20 protein-coding genes are annotated in these 21,059 nt (G+C 57.2%); 16 read left to right on the top strand and 4 right to left on the bottom strand.

Annotated features, from left to right (window positions below):
- The first annotated feature begins 19 nt into the window (after positions 1-19).
- The 4 genes from betI to BLU89_RS07025 all read left to right on the top strand — a co-directional run bounded on the left by betI (position 20) and on the right by BLU89_RS07025 (position 4,204).
- On the top strand, positions 20-592 hold the full coding sequence (betI, locus tag BLU89_RS07040; protein ID WP_074735548.1) for a choline-binding transcriptional repressor BetI: 573 nt from the start codon (positions 20-22) through the stop codon (positions 590-592).
- On the top strand, positions 589-2,097 hold the full coding sequence (betC, locus tag BLU89_RS07035; protein WP_074735547.1) for a choline-sulfatase: 1,509 nt from the start codon (positions 589-591) through the stop codon (positions 2,095-2,097). Before betI ends, betC begins: the two co-directional genes overlap by 4 nt.
- 87 nt (positions 2,098-2,184) lie before the next feature.
- The gene (gene betA, locus BLU89_RS07030; protein WP_074735546.1) at positions 2,185-3,843 is read left to right on the top strand and encodes a choline dehydrogenase; all 1,659 of its coding nucleotides are present in this window, start codon (positions 2,185-2,187) and stop codon (positions 3,841-3,843) included.
- Between the two features lie 121 nt (positions 3,844-3,964).
- Complete coding sequence (locus BLU89_RS07025) at positions 3,965-4,204, top strand: HP1242/YdcH family protein (RefSeq protein ID WP_074735545.1); 240 nt, start codon at positions 3,965-3,967, stop codon at positions 4,202-4,204.
- A 72-nt stretch (positions 4,205-4,276) separates the two neighbouring features.
- Here BLU89_RS07025 and BLU89_RS07020 read toward each other — a convergent pair whose 3' ends face one another.
- Together BLU89_RS07020 and BLU89_RS07015 are read right to left on the bottom strand one after the other, a co-directional pair.
- Complete coding sequence (locus BLU89_RS07020) at positions 4,277-5,677, bottom strand: helix-turn-helix domain-containing protein (RefSeq protein WP_074735544.1); 1,401 nt, start codon at positions 5,675-5,677, stop codon at positions 4,277-4,279.
- Positions 5,678-5,741: 64 nt separating this feature from the next.
- Entirely contained in the window at positions 5,742-6,947 is a 1,206-nt protein-coding gene (locus BLU89_RS07015; protein ID WP_074735542.1) for a multidrug effflux MFS transporter, read from the bottom strand.
- A 181-nt stretch (positions 6,948-7,128) separates the two neighbouring features.
- Between BLU89_RS07015 and BLU89_RS07010 the strand changes: the two genes are divergently transcribed.
- From BLU89_RS07010 to BLU89_RS06990, 5 genes are all read left to right on the top strand, one after another.
- Positions 7,129-8,661 (top strand): acyl-CoA carboxylase subunit beta, encoded by a 1,533-nt coding sequence (locus BLU89_RS07010; protein WP_074735541.1) that lies wholly within the window; start codon positions 7,129-7,131, stop codon positions 8,659-8,661.
- 73 nt (positions 8,662-8,734) lie between these two features.
- Positions 8,735-9,169, top strand: coding sequence for a DUF6497 family protein (locus BLU89_RS07005; protein WP_245709672.1), 435 nt, complete (start codon positions 8,735-8,737; stop codon positions 9,167-9,169).
- 136 nt (positions 9,170-9,305) lie between these two features.
- Positions 9,306-9,659, top strand: a complete 354-nt coding sequence (locus tag BLU89_RS07000; protein ID WP_074735537.1) for a hypothetical protein — start codon at positions 9,306-9,308, stop codon at positions 9,657-9,659.
- A gap of 460 nt (positions 9,660-10,119) precedes the next feature.
- Positions 10,120-10,323 (top strand): hypothetical protein, encoded by a 204-nt coding sequence (locus BLU89_RS06995; protein ID WP_074735536.1) that lies wholly within the window; start codon positions 10,120-10,122, stop codon positions 10,321-10,323.
- Positions 10,324-10,440: 117 nt separating this feature from the next.
- Positions 10,441-12,486 (top strand): acetyl-CoA carboxylase biotin carboxylase subunit, encoded by a 2,046-nt coding sequence (locus BLU89_RS06990; RefSeq protein ID WP_074735534.1) that lies wholly within the window; start codon positions 10,441-10,443, stop codon positions 12,484-12,486.
- A 76-nt stretch (positions 12,487-12,562) separates the two neighbouring features.
- Here the strand turns inward: BLU89_RS06990 and BLU89_RS06985 are convergent, their stop codons facing one another.
- On the bottom strand, positions 12,563-13,009 hold the full coding sequence (locus BLU89_RS06985; protein WP_074735533.1) for a DUF4174 domain-containing protein: 447 nt from the start codon (positions 13,007-13,009) through the stop codon (positions 12,563-12,565).
- A 170-nt stretch (positions 13,010-13,179) separates the two neighbouring features.
- Here BLU89_RS06985 and BLU89_RS06980 point away from each other — a divergent pair, with 170 nt between their 5' ends.
- The 7 genes from BLU89_RS06980 to BLU89_RS06950 all read left to right on the top strand — a co-directional run bounded on the left by BLU89_RS06980 (position 13,180) and on the right by BLU89_RS06950 (position 19,482).
- Positions 13,180-13,995: a hypothetical protein gene (locus BLU89_RS06980; RefSeq protein WP_074735531.1), complete on the top strand. Its 816-nt coding sequence runs from the start codon at positions 13,180-13,182 to the stop codon at positions 13,993-13,995.
- Positions 13,992-16,118: a methylmalonyl-CoA mutase gene (gene scpA, locus BLU89_RS06975; protein WP_074735530.1), complete on the top strand. Its 2,127-nt coding sequence runs from the start codon at positions 13,992-13,994 to the stop codon at positions 16,116-16,118. Before BLU89_RS06980 ends, scpA begins: the two co-directional genes overlap by 4 nt.
- Positions 16,119-16,248: 130 nt before the next feature.
- Positions 16,249-16,851, top strand: a complete 603-nt coding sequence (locus tag BLU89_RS06970; RefSeq protein ID WP_074735528.1) for a VOC family protein — start codon at positions 16,249-16,251, stop codon at positions 16,849-16,851.
- The gene (locus BLU89_RS06965) at positions 16,848-17,336 is read left to right on the top strand and encodes a GNAT family N-acetyltransferase (RefSeq protein ID WP_074735527.1); all 489 of its coding nucleotides are present in this window, start codon (positions 16,848-16,850) and stop codon (positions 17,334-17,336) included. The genes BLU89_RS06970 and BLU89_RS06965 overlap by 4 nt, the downstream gene beginning before the upstream one ends.
- 45 nt (positions 17,337-17,381) lie before the next feature.
- Complete coding sequence (locus BLU89_RS06960) at positions 17,382-18,062, top strand: molecular chaperone DjiA (protein WP_074735525.1); 681 nt, start codon at positions 17,382-17,384, stop codon at positions 18,060-18,062.
- A gap of 3 nt (positions 18,063-18,065) precedes the next feature.
- Positions 18,066-19,067 carry an endonuclease/exonuclease/phosphatase family protein gene (locus BLU89_RS06955; protein ID WP_074735524.1) on the top strand — a complete coding sequence of 334 codons (1,002 nt, stop codon included), beginning with the start codon at positions 18,066-18,068 and terminating at the stop codon, positions 19,065-19,067.
- A gap of 37 nt (positions 19,068-19,104) precedes the next feature.
- Positions 19,105-19,482: a hypothetical protein gene (locus tag BLU89_RS06950; RefSeq protein ID WP_083347710.1), complete on the top strand. Its 378-nt coding sequence runs from the start codon at positions 19,105-19,107 to the stop codon at positions 19,480-19,482.
- On the opposite strand, the gene BLU89_RS06945 is transcribed toward BLU89_RS06950, so the two are convergent.
- Positions 19,483-21,027, bottom strand: a complete 1,545-nt coding sequence (locus tag BLU89_RS06945) for a Ppx/GppA family phosphatase (RefSeq protein ID WP_074735521.1) — start codon at positions 21,025-21,027, stop codon at positions 19,483-19,485.
- Positions 21,028-21,059: the final 32 nt, after the last annotated feature.

The raw sequence follows: 21,059 nt of genomic DNA, 5'->3' as shown, positions 1-21,059 counted from the left end.
GTATGGCAGAGGGGCGAAGATGCCAAAACTCGGAATGGAACCAATCCGGCGGGATGCGATCGTCAAAGCGACAATCGCTGAACTTGGTTTGCAAAAGTCCCTCGACGTGACCGTCAGCCAGATCGCCAAGCGTGCCGGCATGTCCAGCGCATTGGCGCATCACTATTTTGGGGGCAAAGAGCAGATATTTCTGGCAGCCATGCGCCGTATCCTTTCGGATTTCGGGGCAGAGGCCCGAACTAAACTTAATTCTGCCAAACCGGAGGGGCGGGCGCAGGCCATCATCCGCGCCTGTTTCGCGCCATCCTGTTTCACACCGGACGTGATCGCCGCGTGGATGACCTTTTATGTGCTGGCGCAAACCAATGATGATGCGCTGAGGCTTTGGCAGATCTATCAGTCGCGCATCCGCTCGAATCTGATCCATGCGCTACGACCCCTTATGCGTGATCCGGTCAAGGCGGCTGAAGATATGATCGCCCTGATCGATGGGCTTTACATTCACGCTGCTTTGAATGCCCCGCAGGAACCTCAACTGGCAGTCAATCATGCCCTGCGGGTCATGAATGTTTTTCTAGAGGCCGAAAAATGACAAAACCGAATATTCTGATCCTGATGGTGGATCAGCTCAACGGAACCCTCTTTCCCGACGGTCCCGCAGAGTGGTTGCACGCGCCGAACCTGAAAAAACTGGCGGCGAAATCCACGCGATTTGCCAATGCCTACACTGCCTCGCCGCTGTGCGCGCCGGGGCGGGCGAGCTTTATGTCGGGCCAGTTGCCATCGCGTACTGGCGTCTATGATAACGCGGCCGAGTTCCGCAGCGATATCCCCACCTATGCCCACCACCTGCGTCGTGCGGGGTACTACACCTGCCTATCTGGCAAGATGCACTTTGTCGGCCCTGATCAATTGCATGGATTCGAAGACCGTCTGACCACCGATATCTACCCGGCTGATTTCGGCTGGACCCCGGACTATCGCAAGCCGGGTGAGCGCATCGACTGGTGGTATCACAATATGGGTTCAGTTACCGGAGCGGGTGTGGCCGAGATTTCCAACCAGATGGAGTATGACGACGAGGTTGCCTACAACGCCAAAGCCAAACTTTATGATCTGGCGCGCGGCAAGGATGACCGACCCTGGTGCGTAACTGTCAGTTTCACCCATCCGCACGACCCTTACGTGACACGCCGTAAATACTGGGATTTGTATGAAGATTGTGCGCATCTGGAGCCGCAGATTGCGGATCTGGGCTATGACAATCAGGATCCTCATTCCAAACGCATTTTCGATGCGAATGACTGGCGCAGCTTCGACATAACAACCGAGGATGTCCGCAAATCCCGCCGCGCTTATTTTGCCAATATCTCATATCTGGATGACAAGGTGGGCGAGATTCTGGAAGTACTGGAGGCCACGCGGCAAGAGGCGATCATTCTCTTTGTGTCCGACCACGGCGACATGTTGGGAGAGCGTGGATTGTGGTTCAAGATGACATTCTTCGAAGGGTCTTCCCGTGTCCCGCTCATGATTTCTGCGCCAGATTTGCCCGCAGGTCGGATCGATACGCCTGTTTCGACAATTGATGTGACGCCAACCCTTGGGGCTCTGGCGGGGGTCGATATGGCTGAAATTGCACCTTGGACGGATGGCGAAGACCTTGTGCCTCTGGCGAAAGGCATAAACCGGACTGCGCCCGTCGCGATAGAGTATGCGGCCGAGGCTTCATATGCACCATTGGTTTCGCTGCGCTACGGAAAGTGGAAATACAATTGCTGCGCGCTCGATCCGGATCAATTGTTCGATCTTGAGAACGATCCTCACGAAATGGATAACCTTGCCGATCACCCGGAACACGCAGGAACTCTGCAAAGCCTGCGCGCCAAATCCGAGGCGCGTTGGGATCTGGATCGTTTTGATGCGGATGTCAGGGCCAGCCAGGCTCGTCGCTGGGTGATTTACGAAGCATTGCGGCAGGGTGGCTATTACCCATGGGATTATCAGCCGCTGCAAAAAGCGTCCGAACGCTACATGCGTAATCACATGGATCTGAATGATGTCGAGGAAAGCCAACGCTTCCCGCGTGGCGAGTAACTCCTCACTTTATCAAAAATTCTCCCGCTCGGGTGATGAGATTTTTCGACGAAAAATCTTGGTCCGCGCGGGACTGGAGATGCAAATATGGAAGCAGATTTTGTCATTGTCGGCGCAGGCTCCGCCGGATGTGCAATGGCCTACCGCCTGAGTGAGGCCGGGGCCTCGGTTTTAGTAATCGAACACGGTGGCACAGACGTTGGGCCGTTCATCCAGATGCCTGCCGCGCTCAGCTATCCGATGAATATGTCGCGCTATGACTGGGGCTACAAATCTGAACCTGAGCCACATCTGAACAACCGCCGTCTGGCTTGCCCGCGGGGTAAGGTGATTGGCGGGTCGTCCTCGATCAATGGTATGGTTTATGTTCGGGGTCATGCACGGGATTTTGATACCTGGTCCGATATGGGCGCAGATGGCTGGTCTTATACGGATGTATTGCCTTACTACAAACGTATGGAAACCTGGCATGATGGTGGCCATGGCGGCGATCATTCGTGGCGGGGTACAGACGGGCCCTTGCATGTGTCACGCGGGCCTCGCGAGAACCCGTTGTTCAAAGCTTTCGTCGATGCTGGCCAACAGGCTGGCTATGAGGTTACCGGTGATTATAACGGCGAGAAGCAGGAAGGCTTTGGCCCCATGGAGCAGACCGTCTGGAAGGGACGGCGCTGGTCGGCGGCAAACGCGTATCTGAAGCCTGCTCTCAGACGCGAAAACTGCGAGATCGTCCGCGGGCTTGCTGCGCGCATTGTTATTGAGGATGGGCGTGCAACCGGTGTTGAATTGATCCGGGGCGGCAAACGGGAGATGATCCGGGCACGGCGTGAGGTCGTATTGGCGGCCTCGTCCATCAACTCACCCAAGCTGTTGATGCTGTCGGGTATCGGGCCTGCCGCCCATCTGGCCGAACATGGGATCAAGTTGGTCGCGGACCGGCCTGGCGTGGGTGCCAATCTTCAGGACCACCTAGAGCTTTATATACAGCAGGCCTCGTTGCAGCCGATCACGCTCTATAAGCATTGGAATTTGATCAGCAAGGGCATGATCGGGGCGCAGTGGCTGTTCACCAAAACTGGCCTTGGCGCGTCGAACCAGTTTGAAAGCGCAGCCTTTGTTCGCTCGGGGCCGGGTGTAGAGTACCCAGATATCCAGTACCATTTCCTGCCAATTGCAGTTCGGTATGATGGGCAGGCCGCGGCCGAGGGGCATGGGTTTCAGGCGCATGTAGGACCAATGCGGTCGCCGTCACGCGGGGCCGTGACACTGCGATCTTCCAAAGTTGAAGATGCGCCGGTGATCCGGTTCAACTACATGAGTCAAGACAAGGATTGGAAGGACTTTCGAACCTGCATCCGCCTGACCCGGGAAATCTTCGGACAGGAGGCGTTCAAGCCTTTTGCGGGCAAGGAAATTCAACCGGGGGCAGAGGTTCAGTCCGACGAAGAGCTTGATGCCTTCATCGCCGAACACGCCGAAAGCGCTTATCATCCGTGCGGAACTTGTCGCATGGGTCGGGCGGGTGACAGCCATGCGGTTGTCGACCCACAGGGGCGTGTAATCGGAGTGGACGGGTTGCGTATCGCCGACAGTTCGATTTTCCCGCAGATCACAAATGGTAATCTGAATGCGCCGTCGATCATGGTAGGTGAAAAGATATCGGATCATTTGTTGGGGAAAGAGCCGCTGCCCAAGGCGAATGACCAGCCGTGGATCAGCCCAAGATGGGCAACCGCACAGCGTTGACCCGTTTAGGTGACATGTCCCAAAACATGGGAAGGTTTCACCAAATTTGATCGGCGTCAAAGCGGAGTGGGGCAGTCATGTTTAGCACTTGGATGTAACACTGACACAAGGAGCCAACAGGATGTCTCACACCCCGCATGAACTGGCTGAGGAATTCCCTGACAAGATCAACATTATGAGCCAACTCAAGCAAACGGATACCCATTTTGCCCGGCTTGCGGATGAATACCATGAGGTCAATCGCGTGGTTCATCGCGCCGAAACCAACATCGAACCGATAGAGGAGTTGGCCGAGGTGGAGTTGCGCAAGAAACGAGCCGCGCTCAAGGATGAGATCTGGTCGATTCTAGCCAAGGTCTAATAAAAGGGCGGGGGCTTTGCCCCCGTCGCAGCAGGCAGCGAACCCTCCAGAGTGTACTTGACCAGATGAAGTTCAGGTGACTTCGTAGGGCAGGGTGCCACGGCTATGGGCGTTTATGGTCAGGCGGCGCTCCAGCGGTGGGACTGATCGCTGGTGGCAGGTCTGGCGCTCGCAAATGCGGCATGAAATGCCGATGGGTTCGTAGGCGCTGGCATTGTTTATGTCGAGATTGTCGGCGTATACCAACGCTTCGGCGTGACGTACCTCGCATCCCAGTGCGATGGCATAGCGGCGCACAGGCGCGCCAAAAGAGCCACCCGATTTCGATACGTCTCGTGCCAATGAGATATAGCGAACGCCGTCCGGTGTTTCGGCGAGCTGTTGCAGGAAATGCCCAGGCGTCTCGAACGCCCGGTGGACATTCCACAGCGGGCAGGCACCGCCAAAGCGGGCGAACTGCAGTCGCGTGGCGGAATGGCGTTTGGTAATCGTTCCGGCCTGATCAACGCGGACGAAAAAGAAGGGGATTCCTTTTGCCCCGGGACGCTGCAGCGTGGACAGACGATGCGCTACCTGTTCAATGGATGCACCGAACCGGTTGCTGAGCAGTTCGAGATCGTGGCGATACTCCTGCGCTGCGGACAGGAATGCGCCATATGGCATCAGAGAGGCCCCGGCGAAATAGTTGGCGAGGCCGATCTTTGCGATCGCGCGGGCCTCGTCGCTTTGGAAACGCGCGAAATCAAGCGTCGCCTCGAGCAGTTTGTCCTGACTGATCAGCGCCACCTGCAACAGCAATTGGAAGACCTGCGTCTGCGGTGCGACACGCGAGGAAAGACGCAGGGTTTTGTCCTTGGCATTATAGCTGCGCAGAGTTTCAGTATCTGTGAAGGTGACGTGGATGCCGCGTTCGGACAGGCTGTTCAGGGCCACCTGACGGATGCTGATGGATTCATCGGCGCGGCTGGCGAACCGTTCGGCAGCACGGTCTACCGCGTCGATATAGTTGTCGCAGTAGTGAAAGAAATCCCGCACCTCTTCCCAGGGGCTGGCCTGTATGCGGGCGTCTTCGCGACCCAGAGCTTCATCGAGTGAGGCAAGCCGTTCATGGGTTTGGCGATAGGCGCGATGCAGTTCGATAAAGGCACGTGCAAGCGCGGGGGCATTCGATGCCGTCAACCTGAGGTCGGCCAAAGGGGGCATCATGTCAGCAAACACCGGATCAGCAAGCACTTCGCGCATGTCCGAAACCAGCCGTTCGCTGTCACCGGTGCTGAGTTCGGTCACGTCCATGCCGAATTCCTGCGCCAGTGCCAGAACAACCGTTGTTGAAATCGGACGGTTATTGTTCTCCATCTGGTTCAGATAGGGCAGAGAAACGCCCAGCTTGGTGGCGAAATCCTTCTGCGTGAGGGTCAGGCGGGTGCGCATCTCGCGCAGCTTGGCGCCGGCATAGATTTTCTGGGTGGCCATGGTGGTTCTTTGCAGCTTTCCTGAATCAGCAAGCTAACTTTGCAAACTCTTGGGCGCAAGCCGTCTATAGACCTAATTGCCGTTCGCGCCAGATAACAACGCTGATGGCGCAGATCGCGAGAACGGCGGTTGTCAGCATCAACCAAAGCAAAGGCATCGCGCCGGTTTCTTGCGTCAACAGCGAACCCGCCAATGCGCTAAGTGCAGCACCGCCACCCAGCATGATCGCTCCGCTCAGGCCAGAAGCGGTGGCTGCCAGATGCGGGCGCACCGACAATGAGCCGGCAGTCGCGTTGGGGATCGACATGCCATTGCCCAGTCCGACAAAGGTCATCAGGCCAAAAAAGCTGAGCGCGGTTCCGGTGTCCGCCAGAAACAGCGAGGCAGACAAGGCTACGCCGATAGCATTCAGCCAACAGCCCCACAGCACCATTCGGTTGACACCGAAGCGCACCGAATAACGGCCGCTGATGAAATTGCCGAAGAAATAACCAAGTGCCGGAGCGCCGAAGTAAATGCCGACTTCGGCGGCGGTCATTCCAAATACCTCGGTCCCGATAAAAGGTGCCCCGCCAAGATAGGCAAAGAACGCACCCGATGAGAAGGCCGAGGACAACGAATAGCCCCAGAAACGAGGTGACATTAGCAGCTCGGGGTATTCGCGAAACTGCTGCATCAACGTTTTTCCGCTTGCGGCAGCGGTTTCTCCAAAGTCCCGGTACGCAAGCAGCAGTGTTAATGCTGCGAGCGCAAATGGCAGCCAAAAATTGGCTTTCCAGCCAAAGGCCTCTTCCAGAAGCCCGCCGATCGCGGGGCCGATCATGGGCACCACTGCCATTCCCATGGTGACGTAACCGAGCATCGAGGCTGCCTGGTCTTGTTCAAACATATCCCTGACGGCTGCGCGACTCAGTACGATTCCGACGACAATGACGGCCTGAAACATTCTGAAGGTCAGGAATATTTCGATGTTCGGGGCGTATATACAGCCCAGGGTTGCCAGCAGAAACAGGGCGAGCCCCCATAGCAGAACCGGCCTGCGTCCGGCCTTGTCGGCGATGGGGCCGATCAGAATCTGCAGTGCGGCGTTGACCAGAAGATACAGCGCGATCGAAAGCTGCATTACCTTGTAATCAGTCTGAAAGTAAGTCGCCATAAAAGGAAGGCTGGGCAGATACAGATTCATGCTTAATGCCGACAACCCCGACAACAACACGAGTGTTGCGAGCGTGGGTGGCGTACGGTTAACTGAGGATGAACTGAACTGCATGGTTCACTATTAGAGCCTGAATGCAGGAAATGCCATGAGCGTGTTGGGTTGTTGTGTTAATTAACAAATTTGCAATTATCTTTGATTCGATTGTCAAAAATATGCAAATTTGCCGAATACTTCTTTGGTCTCGGTAGCCGCGTCGTTATGGTCGCGCAAATTCTCATGGGAGACTACCGACATGAAAGACATCCTTTCCGAGCTCGAAGGCCGTCGTAACAATGCGCGATTGGGGGGCGGACAAAAGCGCATCGATGCCCAGCACGCACGTGGAAAACTGACGGCGCGTGAACGGATCGAGCTACTGGTGGATGAAGGCAGCTTTGAAGAATTCGACATGTTTGTCAGTCATCGCTGCACTGATTTCGGGATGGAAAAGCAAAGACCTGCTGGCGATGGTGTGGTCACCGGCTGGGGCACAATCAATGGTCGGATGGTCTATGTGTTCAGTCAGGATTTTACCGTTTTCGGCGGTTCGCTGTCCGAGACCCACGCCCAGAAGATCTGCAAGATCATGGATATGGCGGTGCAGAATGGTGCGCCAGTGATCGGGATCAACGACTCGGGTGGCGCCCGGATTCAGGAAGGTGTCGCCTCGTTGGCGGGATATGCCGAAGTATTCCAGCGCAATATCATGGCCTCAGGCGTGGTGCCGCAGATCAGCGTGATCATGGGGCCGTGCGCAGGTGGCGCGGTGTATAGCCCGGCGATGACGGACTTTATTTTCATGGTCAAAGACACTTCGTACATGTTTGTAACCGGTCCGGATGTGGTCAAAACGGTGACCAATGAGGTCGTGACTGCAGAAGAGCTTGGTGGGGCCTCGACTCATACCAAGAAATCCTCGGTTGCCGATGGTGCGTTTGAAAACGATGTAGAGGCACTGGCCGAAGTGCGCCGCCTCGTTGACTTCCTGCCACTCAATAACCGCGAAAAGCCGCCGGTACGTCCGTTTTTTGATGAGCCCGATCGGATCGAGACATCACTGGATACACTGATCCCGGACAATCCGAACACGCCTTACGATATGAAGGAACTCATCACCAAAGTGGCGGATGAGGGCGATTTCTACGAGATCCAGGAAGACTACGCCAAAAACATCATTACCGGCTTTATCCGGCTTGAGGGGCAGACCGTAGGTATCGTGGCTAACCAACCGATGATTCTGGCGGGCTGTCTGGATATCGATAGTTCACGCAAAGCGGCACGGTTTGTGCGGTTCTGCGATTGCTTTGAAATCCCGATCCTGACGCTTGTCGATGTACCGGGCTTTCTGCCGGGGACCTCGCAGGAATATGGCGGCGTGATCAAACACGGTGCAAAACTGCTGTTTGCCTATGGCGAAGCGACCGTACCAAAGGTCACAGTGATCACCCGCAAGGCATATGGTGGGGCGTATGACGTGATGGCATCCAAGCATCTGCGCGGCGATTTCAATTATGCCTGGCCCACGGCCGAGATTGCGGTGATGGGTGCCAAAGGCGCGACCGAGATCATCCACCGCGCTGATCTGGGTAACACCGACAAGATCGCGCAGCACGCGCAGGACTACGAAGAGCGGTTCGCCAACCCGTTTGTTGCCGCCGAGCGTGGCTTTATTGACGAGGTGATCATGCCACAATCGACCCGCCGTCGTGTGTCGCGTGCCTTTGCCAGCCTGCGCGGTAAGCAACTGAAGAACCCTTGGAAGAAACACGACAACATTCCGCTGTAGTAACCTGAGCCCGTGACCAAAGCCGCATATGACTTATTCGACCAGATATAAGAAAGCGCAGGCTGCATATGCCATGCAGTCAATCCCGGAGGGAGGAGGCTGCCGTCGACGGCTTCGGGGTTGTGCTTTGGTGTTGGCGATGGTCGCAGGGATGGGGCCGGTGCAGGCCTCAAACCTTCTGCCTGTGCCGTCTGGGCAACCGGTAGAACTCAGCGATGTGCTGCTTGATACCAATCCGGGTGAGTTGTGGCTTCGATTCCGTTTCATTGCCCCCAAGATTGGCTCGACGGTAGGGCGTATCACATACGATATTGCCGTGGTCGATATGGAGCATTTGTGTGAAACGCTGGCGGTGCCTTATGTGGCGCAACATAAGCTTCAGCCCGTTCGCGTGGTGATTTCCTTCTCGGATCGACCGCTTGAGTTCGGCACTTCAGATTCCGACGCAACCCAGTTCTTCGAAGCCTACCGGTTGGAGCAATCCCAGTGTATCTGGGAGGGACTCTGACCATGGATCCCCAATGTCACGGTCTCAGAGTGCCCAGATTCAACGATACAAATCCAGAGGTGCGCATGATCGCTTCAATCCCGCAGGTATGTCTGATGTCTAGTCTTTTCAGGAATCTGATCGACGAGGGTTCGTCATGTTGAAACATCGTGGTTTCCCCGGTCGACTGCCTGGAACCGACTTTCAGTTCATCATCCGGCGCGCCAACCCTAAAGGCGTGACACCGCTGACTCAGCGTGAACGATTTCGTGACCGCAAACCCGCCGACAAGCGCGCAGACGTCGCGTTTATTGAGGCTTTGTGGGCACATTTTGGCGATCAGCCCTTTGAGCGGGGAAATCTGGACGCTGGGCGTTTGAGCTGGCTGTTCGGGCGCGAAATTATTGCCGCCGAAGATCCGTTTGACCCGGCCAGCTATGATGCGTTGTTGGTGATTGATCTGGATGCCGCACGCCAGTCATTCCCGGATGTGTTCGGCGGGGTGCGCTGATCGTGTACAAGGCCGTCGTGCATAACGCTCAACCGTCTTATGGCCATGGGTTTCGACTTAAGAATGCGATGGATTCGCGGGCCGATGCAAATTGCTCTGACGGCTGTGCTGTAGGCGCAAAATTGCGCGGTGATTTGTCGGATGGGCAGAATTCAGCCGGAATCTCAAATGGAAACAATAACCGGTTTGCCCCCGGAATTGTGCTGTGCACAGTGATCGGGCCGTGCGGCTCTACTTTGCCTGCGTCGCACAAGCACCTACTATTCCGTACCCCTTCCTTCCGCGGGCAGGCTTGTGTTCCCCACAGAGTTCTGTCCGCGGTTTTCTTTTTGCCGAATGCAGGCAAAAAGCGGCAAAAAACTGCGCAAATCTCATGCCGGCGACCTCTGTTATTGCATAACAACGCCAGAAATCGGCATCTGCCCTCAAAGACTTGGAATAACCAAAAAGGGCAGAAATCATGCAAAAATCACGAATCTTCATTGCGTTGGCAACCTGTGCGGGCCTTGCGGCCTGTGGTGACACAACAGGCGAACAGGCAATCCTTGGCGGCGGCGCAGGGGCAGTGGGGGCTGCGGTCCTCAGTGCGGATCCGCTGTTCGGGGCTGCAGTCGGCGCCGCAGGCAACGTGCTTTACTGCAAAACGCAGAACACCTGTAACTAACGCTGAATTTTTCGGGGCGGCTGACGCCTCGTCCGTCATCGCGCATCACGCCGCCGCAGGGTCATTGCCCTGCGGCGGCGTTTTGCGTTCTCAGAACAACAAGCCAAAGGACGTTCCATGTTCAACAAGATCCTGATCGCAAACCGGGGCGAGATTGCCTGCCGGGTCATCAAGACTGCCCGCAAGATGGGCATTGGCACGGTCGCCATTTATTCAGATGCTGACAAGAACGCCTTGCATGTTTCGATGGCGGATGAGGCTGTGCATATCGGCCCGCCTCCGGCAAACCAGTCCTACATCGTGATCGACAAGGTGATGGACGCCATTCGCCAATGCGGAGCGCAGGCGGTTCACCCCGGTTATGGTTTCCTGTCGGAGAACTCCAAATTTGCGCAAGCGCTGTATGCTGAAGGTGTAGCCTTTGTCGGCCCTCCGGTCGGCGCGATTGAAAGTATGGGTGACAAGATCACCTCGAAGAAGATCGCGCAGGAGGCCGGGGTATCGACTGTTCCCGGCTACATGGGGTTGATCGAGGATGCTGATGAGGCTGTGAAGATCTCGAACGAAGTCGGCTATCCGGTGATGATCAAGGCCAGCGCTGGTGGTGGTGGCAAGGGGATGCGGATCGCGTGGAACGACGAAGAAGCGCGCGAAGGCTTCCAATCATCCAAAAACGAAGCGGCAAACTCTTTCGGCGATGATCGGATTTTTATCGAGAAGTTTGTAACCCAGCCGCGCCACATCGAGATTCAGGTGCTTTGCGACAGCCATGGTAATGGTGTCTATCTGGGTGAACGGGAATGCTCGATCCAGCGCCGGAACCAGAAGGTCGTGGAGGAGGCGCCGTCGCCGTTCCTTGATCCCGAGACCCGCAAGGCCATGGGGGAACAGGCGGTCGCGCTTGCCAAGGCCGTGGACTATGCCAGTGCAGGGACAGTCGAATTCATCGTGGATGGGGATAAGAACTTTTACTTCCTAGAGATGAATACCCGTCTACAGGTGGAACACCCGGTGACCGAGCTGATCACTGGCGTCGATCTGGTTGAACAGATGATCCGCGTGGCGGCGGGTGAAAAATTGACCATCTCGCAGGATGACGTGGCCTTGACCGGCTGGGCGATCGAGAACCGTCTTTATGCCGAAGACCCGTATCGTGGCTTCCTGCCCTCGATTGGCCGCCTGACCCGCTATCGCCCGCCGCAAGAAGTCGCTGCTGGCCCATTGCTGGTCAATGACAAGTGGCAGGGTGAGGCGCCCGAAGGTGAATGCGCCGTGCGCAATGATACCGGAGTCTATGAGGGTGGTGAGATCAGCATGTATTACGACCCCATGATCGCCAAGCTCTGCACTTGGGCGCCCACCCGTGCGCAGGCGATCGAGGCAATGCGCGTGGCGCTGGACAGTTTTGAGGTTGAAGGTATCGGCCATAACCTGCCCTTCTTATCGGCGGTGATGGATCATCCGAAATTCATCAGCGGCGACATGACCACCGCCTTCATTGCCGAGGAATACCCGGACGGATTCGAAGGCGTCACCCTGCCCGAAACCGATCTGCACCGCATCGCGGCATCCTGTGCCGCCATGCACCGGGTTGCCGAGATCCGGCGCACCCGCGTTTCGGGCCGGATGGACAATCATGAACGCAAGGTCGGAACCGAGTGGGTGGTGACACTGCAGAACCGTGAATTTGAGGTCACGATCGAGGCGGATCAGGCCGGCTCGACTGTTGCGTTCGCCGATGGTGGCGTGGTGCGGGTCGCCTCGGACTGGACGCCGGGTGACCAATTGGCGGTCCTGGACGTTGATGGCAGCCCGCTGGTGTTGAAGGCCGGGAAGGTCTCGGGCGGATTCCGCATTAGGAACCGTGGCGCGGACCTCAAAGTTCATGTGCGGACACCGCGTCAGGCCGAACTTGCCCGCATGATGCCCGAGAAACTGCCGCCCGATACATCGAAAATGCTGCTGTGCCCAATGCCGGGCTTGATCGTAAAGATCGACGTCGAGGTGGGCCAGGAAGTGCAGGAAGGTCAGGCGCTCTGCACCGTTGAGGCGATGAAGATGGAAAACATCCTGCGCGCCGAGAAAAAAGGTGTCGTGTCGAAGATCAACGCAGGTCCCGGCGACAGTCTCGCAGTCGATGATGTGATCATCGAGTTCGAGTGATCATGCGCTTGCCTGCATCATATCTCTCAACGCGCCCGGCGGTATCTGTCGGGGCGTTGGTATATGCCGCAGGTGTTCAGCCACCTTCGCGCCGTTCGCGGATTTCGCGTTCACGCAAAGGAGTTTTGTCGATCGAGCGACCAATCTCGCGTACGCTCCATGGGCTGGGTTTGCGCAGCTTGACCACGCCATCCTTGTCGACAAATACCATCTGGAATCCGCGCGGGCGCAGTTTTGATCGGATTGCAGATCGTGCCGCAGGATCGGTGTCGGTCAAAACGATCACGTCGCGATCCCGCATCGCCTCTTCGCCTTCCAGCAGCATGTCAATCTGCTGCTGGAACCTTGGGTCCGCTGGAGTGTCGGCAAAGACGACAATCGGGCGGTGGGTCCAGAGAAAATCGCTCAGATCGCTGGTGTCGACCGGACGTACAAAACTGTCATCCGCTGGGGCGGTCGCGTCAGCTGACAAGGCGGCCAACGGGAATAGTGTCGAAAAAACAAAGGCAAGCGTACGTGTCATAAGGCCTCCTGTTCTGATGAATATAGCCTCTGCTCGGGCGAATGCGACTGGCGAAATGTCCGGGATGCTCAAAAAAGTGCCCCACAGAGGCGGCGTTACCTCAAGCTTGCCCGTTGGAGCGCAAAAAAAACACGCCGGTCCCCCGGTTGTTCAGGCGCGGGGGTAGATGGATGGACGTGATCCTGCATTGCGGCGCGCATCGTTGTGCCACCACCAGTTTCCAGAACTACCTGCGCCGCAATGAACGGGTGCTTGAAGATCAGGGGCTGGCGTATTGGGGGCCTGAACGAACCCGGGCCAACGGCCTCAACAGTCTGAACAATCTGACGCAGGATGTGTACGACGATCTGCGCCGGGAATTGGACGCATGTGCGCGCAGGGGCGCAGGGCAATTGCTGGTCAGTCAGGAGAATTTTGTTGGCTCGATGGAACGCAATATTGCGTTTGCCTCGCTCTACCCCAGCGTGCAAGAGCGGGGACAGCTATTGGCGAAGGCCTTTGATGGCAGGGTTACCAAACTTGCCCTGAATATCCGGGCACTGGATATGTATTGGTCATCCGTTGCAGCCTACAAATTCAAACGCGGAAGCGCCCCCATTGAACCGGCAAAATGGAAGCGTATCGCGCAAGGCAAACGCAGTTGGTGCGATGTCATCACGGATTTTAGTCGGGCGTTCCCGGGCATTCCGTTGCTTGTCATGCCCTTCGAGGATTTTGCGGGCCAGCAGCAGGCGCAGCTGGAGGTGTTGAGCGGCCGGGTTGCACCCGCGTTCAGCGATGGCCTTGCGCTGAATGCAGCATCCTCGCCCGCACCCAATGGTCTGAGTGTTGAGCAGGCGATGAAGCTGTGGGCTGATTATGCCGATGATCTGGCTTGGCTGGCCTCCGGCGCTGACGGGTTGGCTGAACTGATCTGTCGGACAGAAACAAATACGTGCGGGGCTGCCCCCGCCGAAATCGGAATTGAACAGAGGAAATCGACATGACCGACACCAACGACTGGCGGGTGCTGGCTGAAAAAGAGCTGCGCGGACGTCCCTTGGACGATCTGACCAAAGAAACGCTGGAAGGCATCGGCGTCAAACCGCTCTATACGCAGGAAGATACCGCTGATCTGCCGCATATGGGATCGTTGCCGGGCTTCGGCCCATTTACGCGCGGCGTCAAGGCGACGATGTATGCAGGGCGCCCGTGGACGATCCGTCAATATGCGGGATTTTCAACGGCCGAGGAATCGAACGCCTTTTATCGCCGCAATCTGGCCGCCGGTCAGCAGGGCGTCTCGGTTGCGTTCGATCTGGCCACACATCGGGGATACGACAGTGACCACCCGCGCGTAGTTGGTGATGTGGGCAAGGCCGGTGTGGCTATCGATAGCGTCGAAGACATGAAAATCCTGTTCGACGGTATCCCGCTGGACAAGGTGTCGGTCTCGATGACGATGAACGGCGCGGTGATTCCGATTCTGGCGAATTTCATTGTGGCAGGTGAAGAGCAAGGGCATGATAAATCGGTCCTGTCCGGCACCATTCAGAACGACATCCTGAAAGAGTTCATGGTGCGCAACACCTATATCTATCCGCCTGAGCCCTCGATGAAAATCATCTCGGACATTATCGACTACACGTCGAACGAGATGCCCAAGTTCAATTCGATCTCGATCTCGGGCTATCACATGCAAGAGGCCGGTGCGAACCTGGTACAGGAACTGGCCTATACGCTGGCCGATGGCCGGGAATATGTGCGTGCTGCCACGCAGGCCGGGATGGACGTGGACAAATTCGCAGGTCGGTTGTCGTTCTTCTTTGCCATCGGCATGAACTTTTTCATGGAGATTGCCAAACTACGTGCAGCCCGCACGTTGTGGCACCGGGTGATGACCGAGTTTGGTGCAAAATCCGAACGATCGAAGATGTTGCGGACACACTGCCAGACCTCTGGCGTGTCGCTGCAGGAACAGGATCCTTATAACAACGTGATCCGCACCGCCTATGAGGCGATGAGCGCCGTTCTGGGCGGCACCCAATCGTTACACACAAACGCTCTGGACGAGGCGATTGCGCTGCCGACTGATTTCTCAGCCCGCATAGCTAGGAACACACAGCTAGTGCTGCAGGAAGAGACCGGCGTGACCGATGTGGTCGATCCGTTAGCGGGCTCTTATTATGTTGAGAGTCTGACAAATGAGTTGGTCGAAAAAGCCTGGGCCCTGATGGAAGAGGTCGAAGAGATGGGCGGTATGACCAAGGCCGTTGCCTCGGGTATGCCCAAATTGCGGATCGAGGAAAGCGCAGCCCGTCGACAGGCCATGATCGATCGGGGCCAAGAGGTCATCGTTGGTGTCAACAAGTACCGCAAGGAACAGGAAGACCCGATTGACATCCTGGACGTCGACAATGTGGCCGTGCGCGAAGCTCAGGTCGCGCGCCTGGGGCGTATCCGCGCGACCCGTGACGAGGCTGCCTGCCAGAATGCGCTGGAAGCCCTGACCAAAACCGCCAAAGAAGGCGGCAACCTGCTGGCCGCTGCCGTCGAGGCCGCCCGCGCCCGCGCATCCGTAGGAGAGATCAGCATGGCAATGGAAAAGGAATTCGGCCGCCACCGCGCCGAAGTGAAAACGCTGGCTGGCGTCTATGGCGCAGCCTACGAAGGCGACGAAGGCTTTGCGGCAATACAGAAATCCATTGAAGATTTCGCCGAGGCCGAGGGCCGCCGCCCACGTCTGCTTGTCGTCAAGATGGGTCAGGACGGGCATGATAGGGGCGCCAAGGTCATTGCGACGGCTTTTGCTGATATTGGCTTTGACGTGGATGTCGGTCCTCTGTTTCAAACCCCGGCTGAGGCGGCGCAGGATGCTGTGGACAATGACGTGCACGTGGTTGGAATCTCGTCGCAGGCGGCTGGCCATAAAACGCTTGCACCGCAATTGGTAGAAGAGCTGAAGAAAGCCGGGGCAGAGGATATCATCGTGATTTGTGGCGGCGTTATTCCGCAACAGGATTATCAATTCCTCTATGATCACGGGGTAAAGGCAATCTTTGGCCCGGGTACAAACATCCCTGAAGCCGCCCAGGATATCCTCGGACTGATCGGGCGCGCGCGCAGTTAAAAATTCAAACGCTACCGCCTAAGATTTTTCGTCGAAAAATCTTGTGTTTCGAAACCCCTGAGGGAAACATGTGCTCTGACCGTTGTACATGAGCAAGCCGGTCTGAGCGCAGATCAAAGGAGGATGCCTCATGCTATTGGATCATCTGGCAGTTGCCGGAGAAACACTTGATGAGGCATCGGCGCATATTGAACAGGCGCTGGGCGTACATTTGCAGGATGGTGGAAAGCACGAGAAATTTGGTACCTACAACCGGCTTCTGGGCCTGCACGATGGGCTGTATCTGGAAGCGATCGCCATTGATCCGCAGGCACAGGTTCCGGAAAGAACCCGTTGGTTTGATCTGGATCGATTTCAAGGCTCGGCCCGGCTGAGTAACTGGATATGCAGGGTTTCGGATATCGAAGCTTCGCTTTCGGTGTTTCCGGATGGTGTCGGGACGCCCATAGATCTGAGCAGAGGTGCGCTGCGTTGGCGCATGGCTGTCCCTCCAAGTGGACGCTTGCCATTTGATAACCTGTTTCCGGCACTTATTCAGTGGCAGGGTGATCTGCACCCGGCGCAGATGCTTCAAAACAACGGATGCCGGTTGCGCCGCTTGATCGTGTGCCACCCTGACGCGCTGGATCTGGCGAAAGGCCTGGGCGCGCTGGAACAAGTTGTGTTTGACACCGGCCCCGCCGCACTGCGAGCGGAATTCGATACGCCGCACGGGCCACGCGTGTTGGAATGATTATTCGGCAAGCCAGACTTGAGGATGCACCGGCGATTGCGGCGATCACAAATGCGATTATCCGCGACACGCTTGTGACCTTCACAACAGTTGAACGCGGCGCGGACGCGATTGCCGCAGATATCGAAGCCCGGGGTAATTCTTATCTGGTGGCAGAACAGGACGGTCAGGTCGTTGGGTTTGCAACTTATGGCCCGTTCCGCGCGGGACCCGGGTATGCTCGATGTGCCGAACATACGATACAGCTGGCTCCTGCTGGGCGGGGTCATGGGGCGGGACGGGCGTTGATGTCGGCACTGGAACGAGTGGCCCGTAGGGCTGGGATACACGTTCTGATCGCAGGGATATCATCAACCAATCCCGCAGCTATCGAATTTCATTCAGCCATCGGTTTCAGGCAGGTTGGCCGAATGCCCGAGGTCGGTCGAAAATGGGATCAATGGCTGGATCTTGTTCTGATGCAAAAAATTATCGACCCGCAGTGATCTGTCGCACCTGACAGGCGCGTCGGGTCGGGTTAGTGTGCGCCCATGTCGATCTGGACCCGAATAGCCGACGCGCTGAGCGCGCTTGCCCAGGGCGAAAGCCTGACCGCAGTCTTTGAGAAGCTGCGAACGCCGCCCCAGCGTTCGGTGGCCTTTGCAATCGCCGTGGTTGCGCTTGGCGCCAAGATGGCCAAAGCCGATGGTCAGGTCACGCGCGACGAGGTGACCGCGTTCCGTGAGGTTTTCCAGATCACCCGCGAAGATGAAGACGGCGCCGCGCGGGTCTTTGATATGGCCCGCACGGATGTTGCAGGATATCAGGATTATGCCCGTCGGATCGCCCGGATGTTTTCGGAAGACAGCACCACTCTGTGCGACCTGATGGAGGGGCTGTTTCATATTGCCATGGCCGATGGATTCTATCACCCCAACGAGAATGAATTTCTGGAAGAGGTGAGCCGCATTTTTGGTCAGACGGATGCACAATTCATGGCTCTGCGTGCGCGATTTGTGCCGGATGCACCCAAGGACCCCTATACGGTACTGGGCGTAGCTCGGGATCTGCCGTTGCCCGAGATTCGCCGAGTGTGGCGGCAATTGGTACGCGAGACCCACCCGGATGCGATGATGGCGCGTGGCGTACCCGAGGAAGCGGTGCGTCTGGCCGAGAAAAAGATGATCGATATCAACCGCGCCTGGGATGAGATCAATGGCGCCCGGGTCTAAGCGGTGCGTCTGGCGACCTATAATATCGAATGGTTCGCCAATCTGTTTGACCGCGATGATAATCTGATCGCCGATGACAGCTGGTCAGGGCGTCACGACATTACCAAAGCCCAGCAGATCGAGGCGGTGGCTAAAGTTTTGACCGCGATGGACGCTGACGCGCTGTTGGTCGTCGAGGCCCCGAACACTGGAAAGAGACAGAACACTGTTCGTGCCCTTCAGAGATTTTCCGAAACCTTCGGCTTGCGTACCTCTCACGCTGTGATGGGATTTGCCAACGACACCCATCAGGAACTGGCATTGTTGTTCGACCCGGATATTCTGAAAGCGCGTCATGATCCGGTGGGTCTGTCTGACGGTAAAGTTGCCCCCAGATTTGATAGCATATTCCACATCGATCTGGATGTGGATGCGACCGAAGACCGGGTTCAGTTCTCGAAACCGCCAATGGAACTGGCAATCGAGACGATGGCTGGTACGTCATTTCGCCTGATCGGCGCGCATCTGAAATCCAAAGCGCCCCATGGCGCCGGTTCGAGGGACGAGATGATCCGCCTCTCCATCGCCAATCGCCGCAAGCAACTGGCGCAAGCGATATGGCTGGCGAGGCGCGTCGAACACCACATTGACGCACACGAGACGGTTGTCCTGCTGGGTGACCTGAATGACGGTCCTGGCCTTGATGAATTCGAGCATCTGTTCGGGCGGTCTTCGGTCGAAATTCTGTTACAGGCGGGGCTTTACGACCCCCACGCCGCGCAAGTTCATGGCCCGCGTCCCGGCTCGGTCCCCGTAACCGCGCGGTTTGAGCGCCGGGAAGAAGGGCGGTATCTTGAGGCTCTGCTGGATTACATCATGATCAGCCAGGACCTGCGCGACCGGCGCCCGTCCTGGCGCATCTGGCATCCATTTCGGGATGCCGCCTGTTGGGGTAACTCCGAATTGCGCGGTGCCTTGCTGACAGCATCTGACCACTTTCCTGTAATGCTGGATATTGATCTGTAGGCTTTCAACCGCGATGGTCATATCCTATATTTCCTACATGCAACGCGTCTTGATCATCTGTGCGGCCCTGGCGGTCACGGCCATCCCCGCCGATGCCGAAGAAGACGACGGTAAGTCCCTGATGGAGCGGGGTGCCGAGCTGTTTCTGGAAGGCCTGCGACAAGAGATGGAGCCGACCATCGAGGATCTGCGTGGGCTCGCCGAACAATTTGGCCCGGCGTTGCAATCATTCATGCAGGAAATGGGTCCTGCACTGGCGGAATTGGCCGCTCAGGTTCAGGATTGGAGCGTATATGAGGCGCCCGAGATGCTGCCCAATGGTGACATCATCATTCGCAAGAAGGGGTCTCAGGACCTGCCTGATGAATCGGGGCCGCAAGATGATACGCCATCTGATGGCCTGACCGATATCTGATCAACCTCGCAGGATCACCCTGGGTTCGGAATTCAGCGCGGCGGCTAGTGAGTTGAACCGCGCCTTAGCTACTTCGTTGAACAAAGGGCTTGCTGATTTGGGCAGGCGAAGCTCAAGCTTTTGTTTCTTCGGGTAAAAGCGTAATTTGCCCATGGCCGCATCATGCTGCATCCAGAGCATCGCCCCGAAACGAAGCGCTTTGCCCAGAATTTCAGCCTGCTTCTGGCCACGTTCGTCCAGCAATTCGTATAGCTGTTTAAATCGGTTTCCCTCGCGTTTGTTGCGATACCGGTGTTGCAGCGCAAGGCCGATAAAAACCCTCTCGGAATGTTTGATCCCGCTCATGTTGGCGCGGGTGACGTATTCGAAACAGGCTTCGGCCCGGTAATCAGGATGCGCACGCCAACTGACGTCATGAAGCAGACAGGCCGCCTTGATCAGCCGCACCTGCTGCTCCGGGGCCGAGCGGAACAGCGGCATGACGAACTCGAACAGGTGTTTGCCGAAACCGGGCAAGCGCGCATCCTTGGCCTCGGCGAAACGACAGGCCTCAATCAACGGATCGCGGTCGCGCAGGCGTTGCGGCATCTGCTCGTACAGCAACCCTTCGCGGATACCATAGCTTGAAATCGCGATGTCCTTGGGTTTGAAGGTCCGGATCAGTCGGGACAATACATCGATTGCGTAGGGCATCAGTGCCATGCGTGAACCTGACACACCGGCCTTGCTGCGCAGCTTGTCCGGATCATTCTGTTCGATGAACTTGATGGTCTCACGTACCTGAGTTTGCGTCATCCGGTATTCGTGCAGCACGTTCAGCGGATAGCCTCGGCGCAGCATGTCCAGCCGGGCGAAGGCGCGCCAGCTGCCGCCGACAAGAAACAGCCTGTCCCGCTGTGGGCCCATCCGGTCGCGCATCTCTTCTAAGGTTGTCTTGATATGCGCCTTGCGCGCGCGGCGCCCACCTTTGATGTCACGCAGTTTGAGCGGACCCAATGGCGAAGTCATGCGGCGCCCGACCTTGCCGCCCCCGATCTCGGCCAGTTCTACCGAAGACCCACCGATGTCGCAGATCAGCCCATAAGCACCGGGCCACCCCAGCAGCACGCCTTGTGCCGAGAGGCGGGCCTCTTCCTCGCCGTCAACGACATTGATGATCAGCCCGGTCTCGGCTTTGACCTGCGCGCAGAACTCGGGCCCATCCCGGGCCTCGCGCACCGCCGCAGTGGCGACCGCGTGCAGGGCAGGCAATCCGAGGTCCTTGGCCAGATATCTGAACCGATGCAGCGCGGCCAAGGCCCGTTCGCGTCCAAGCGGGTTCAGACAACCGGTTTCTGACAGACCGGCTCCCAGTTCGCACATGACCTTTTCATTGTAGAAATAGGCGGGTGAGCGTGCCGCGCCGTCAAAGATCACCATCCGGACCGAGTTGGACCCGATATCGACAACACCGACCCGGGATAAGGCCCGGGCCCCGGGGTCTTCGAACAGCGGCTTTCCCAAAAGCTCGTGATCGGGAAATTCAGTCTCGGCTGTCTGTGTCATGGTGTCCCCAGATATTTTGGGTGGCAGGATGC

It is taken from the genome of Ruegeria halocynthiae (assembly GCF_900106805.1).
Classification (GTDB): Bacteria; Pseudomonadota; Alphaproteobacteria; order Rhodobacterales; family Rhodobacteraceae; genus Ruegeria; species Ruegeria halocynthiae.
Note: the sequence above shows the minus strand (reverse complement) of the source record. Positions and strands in the feature narration are given on the sequence as shown.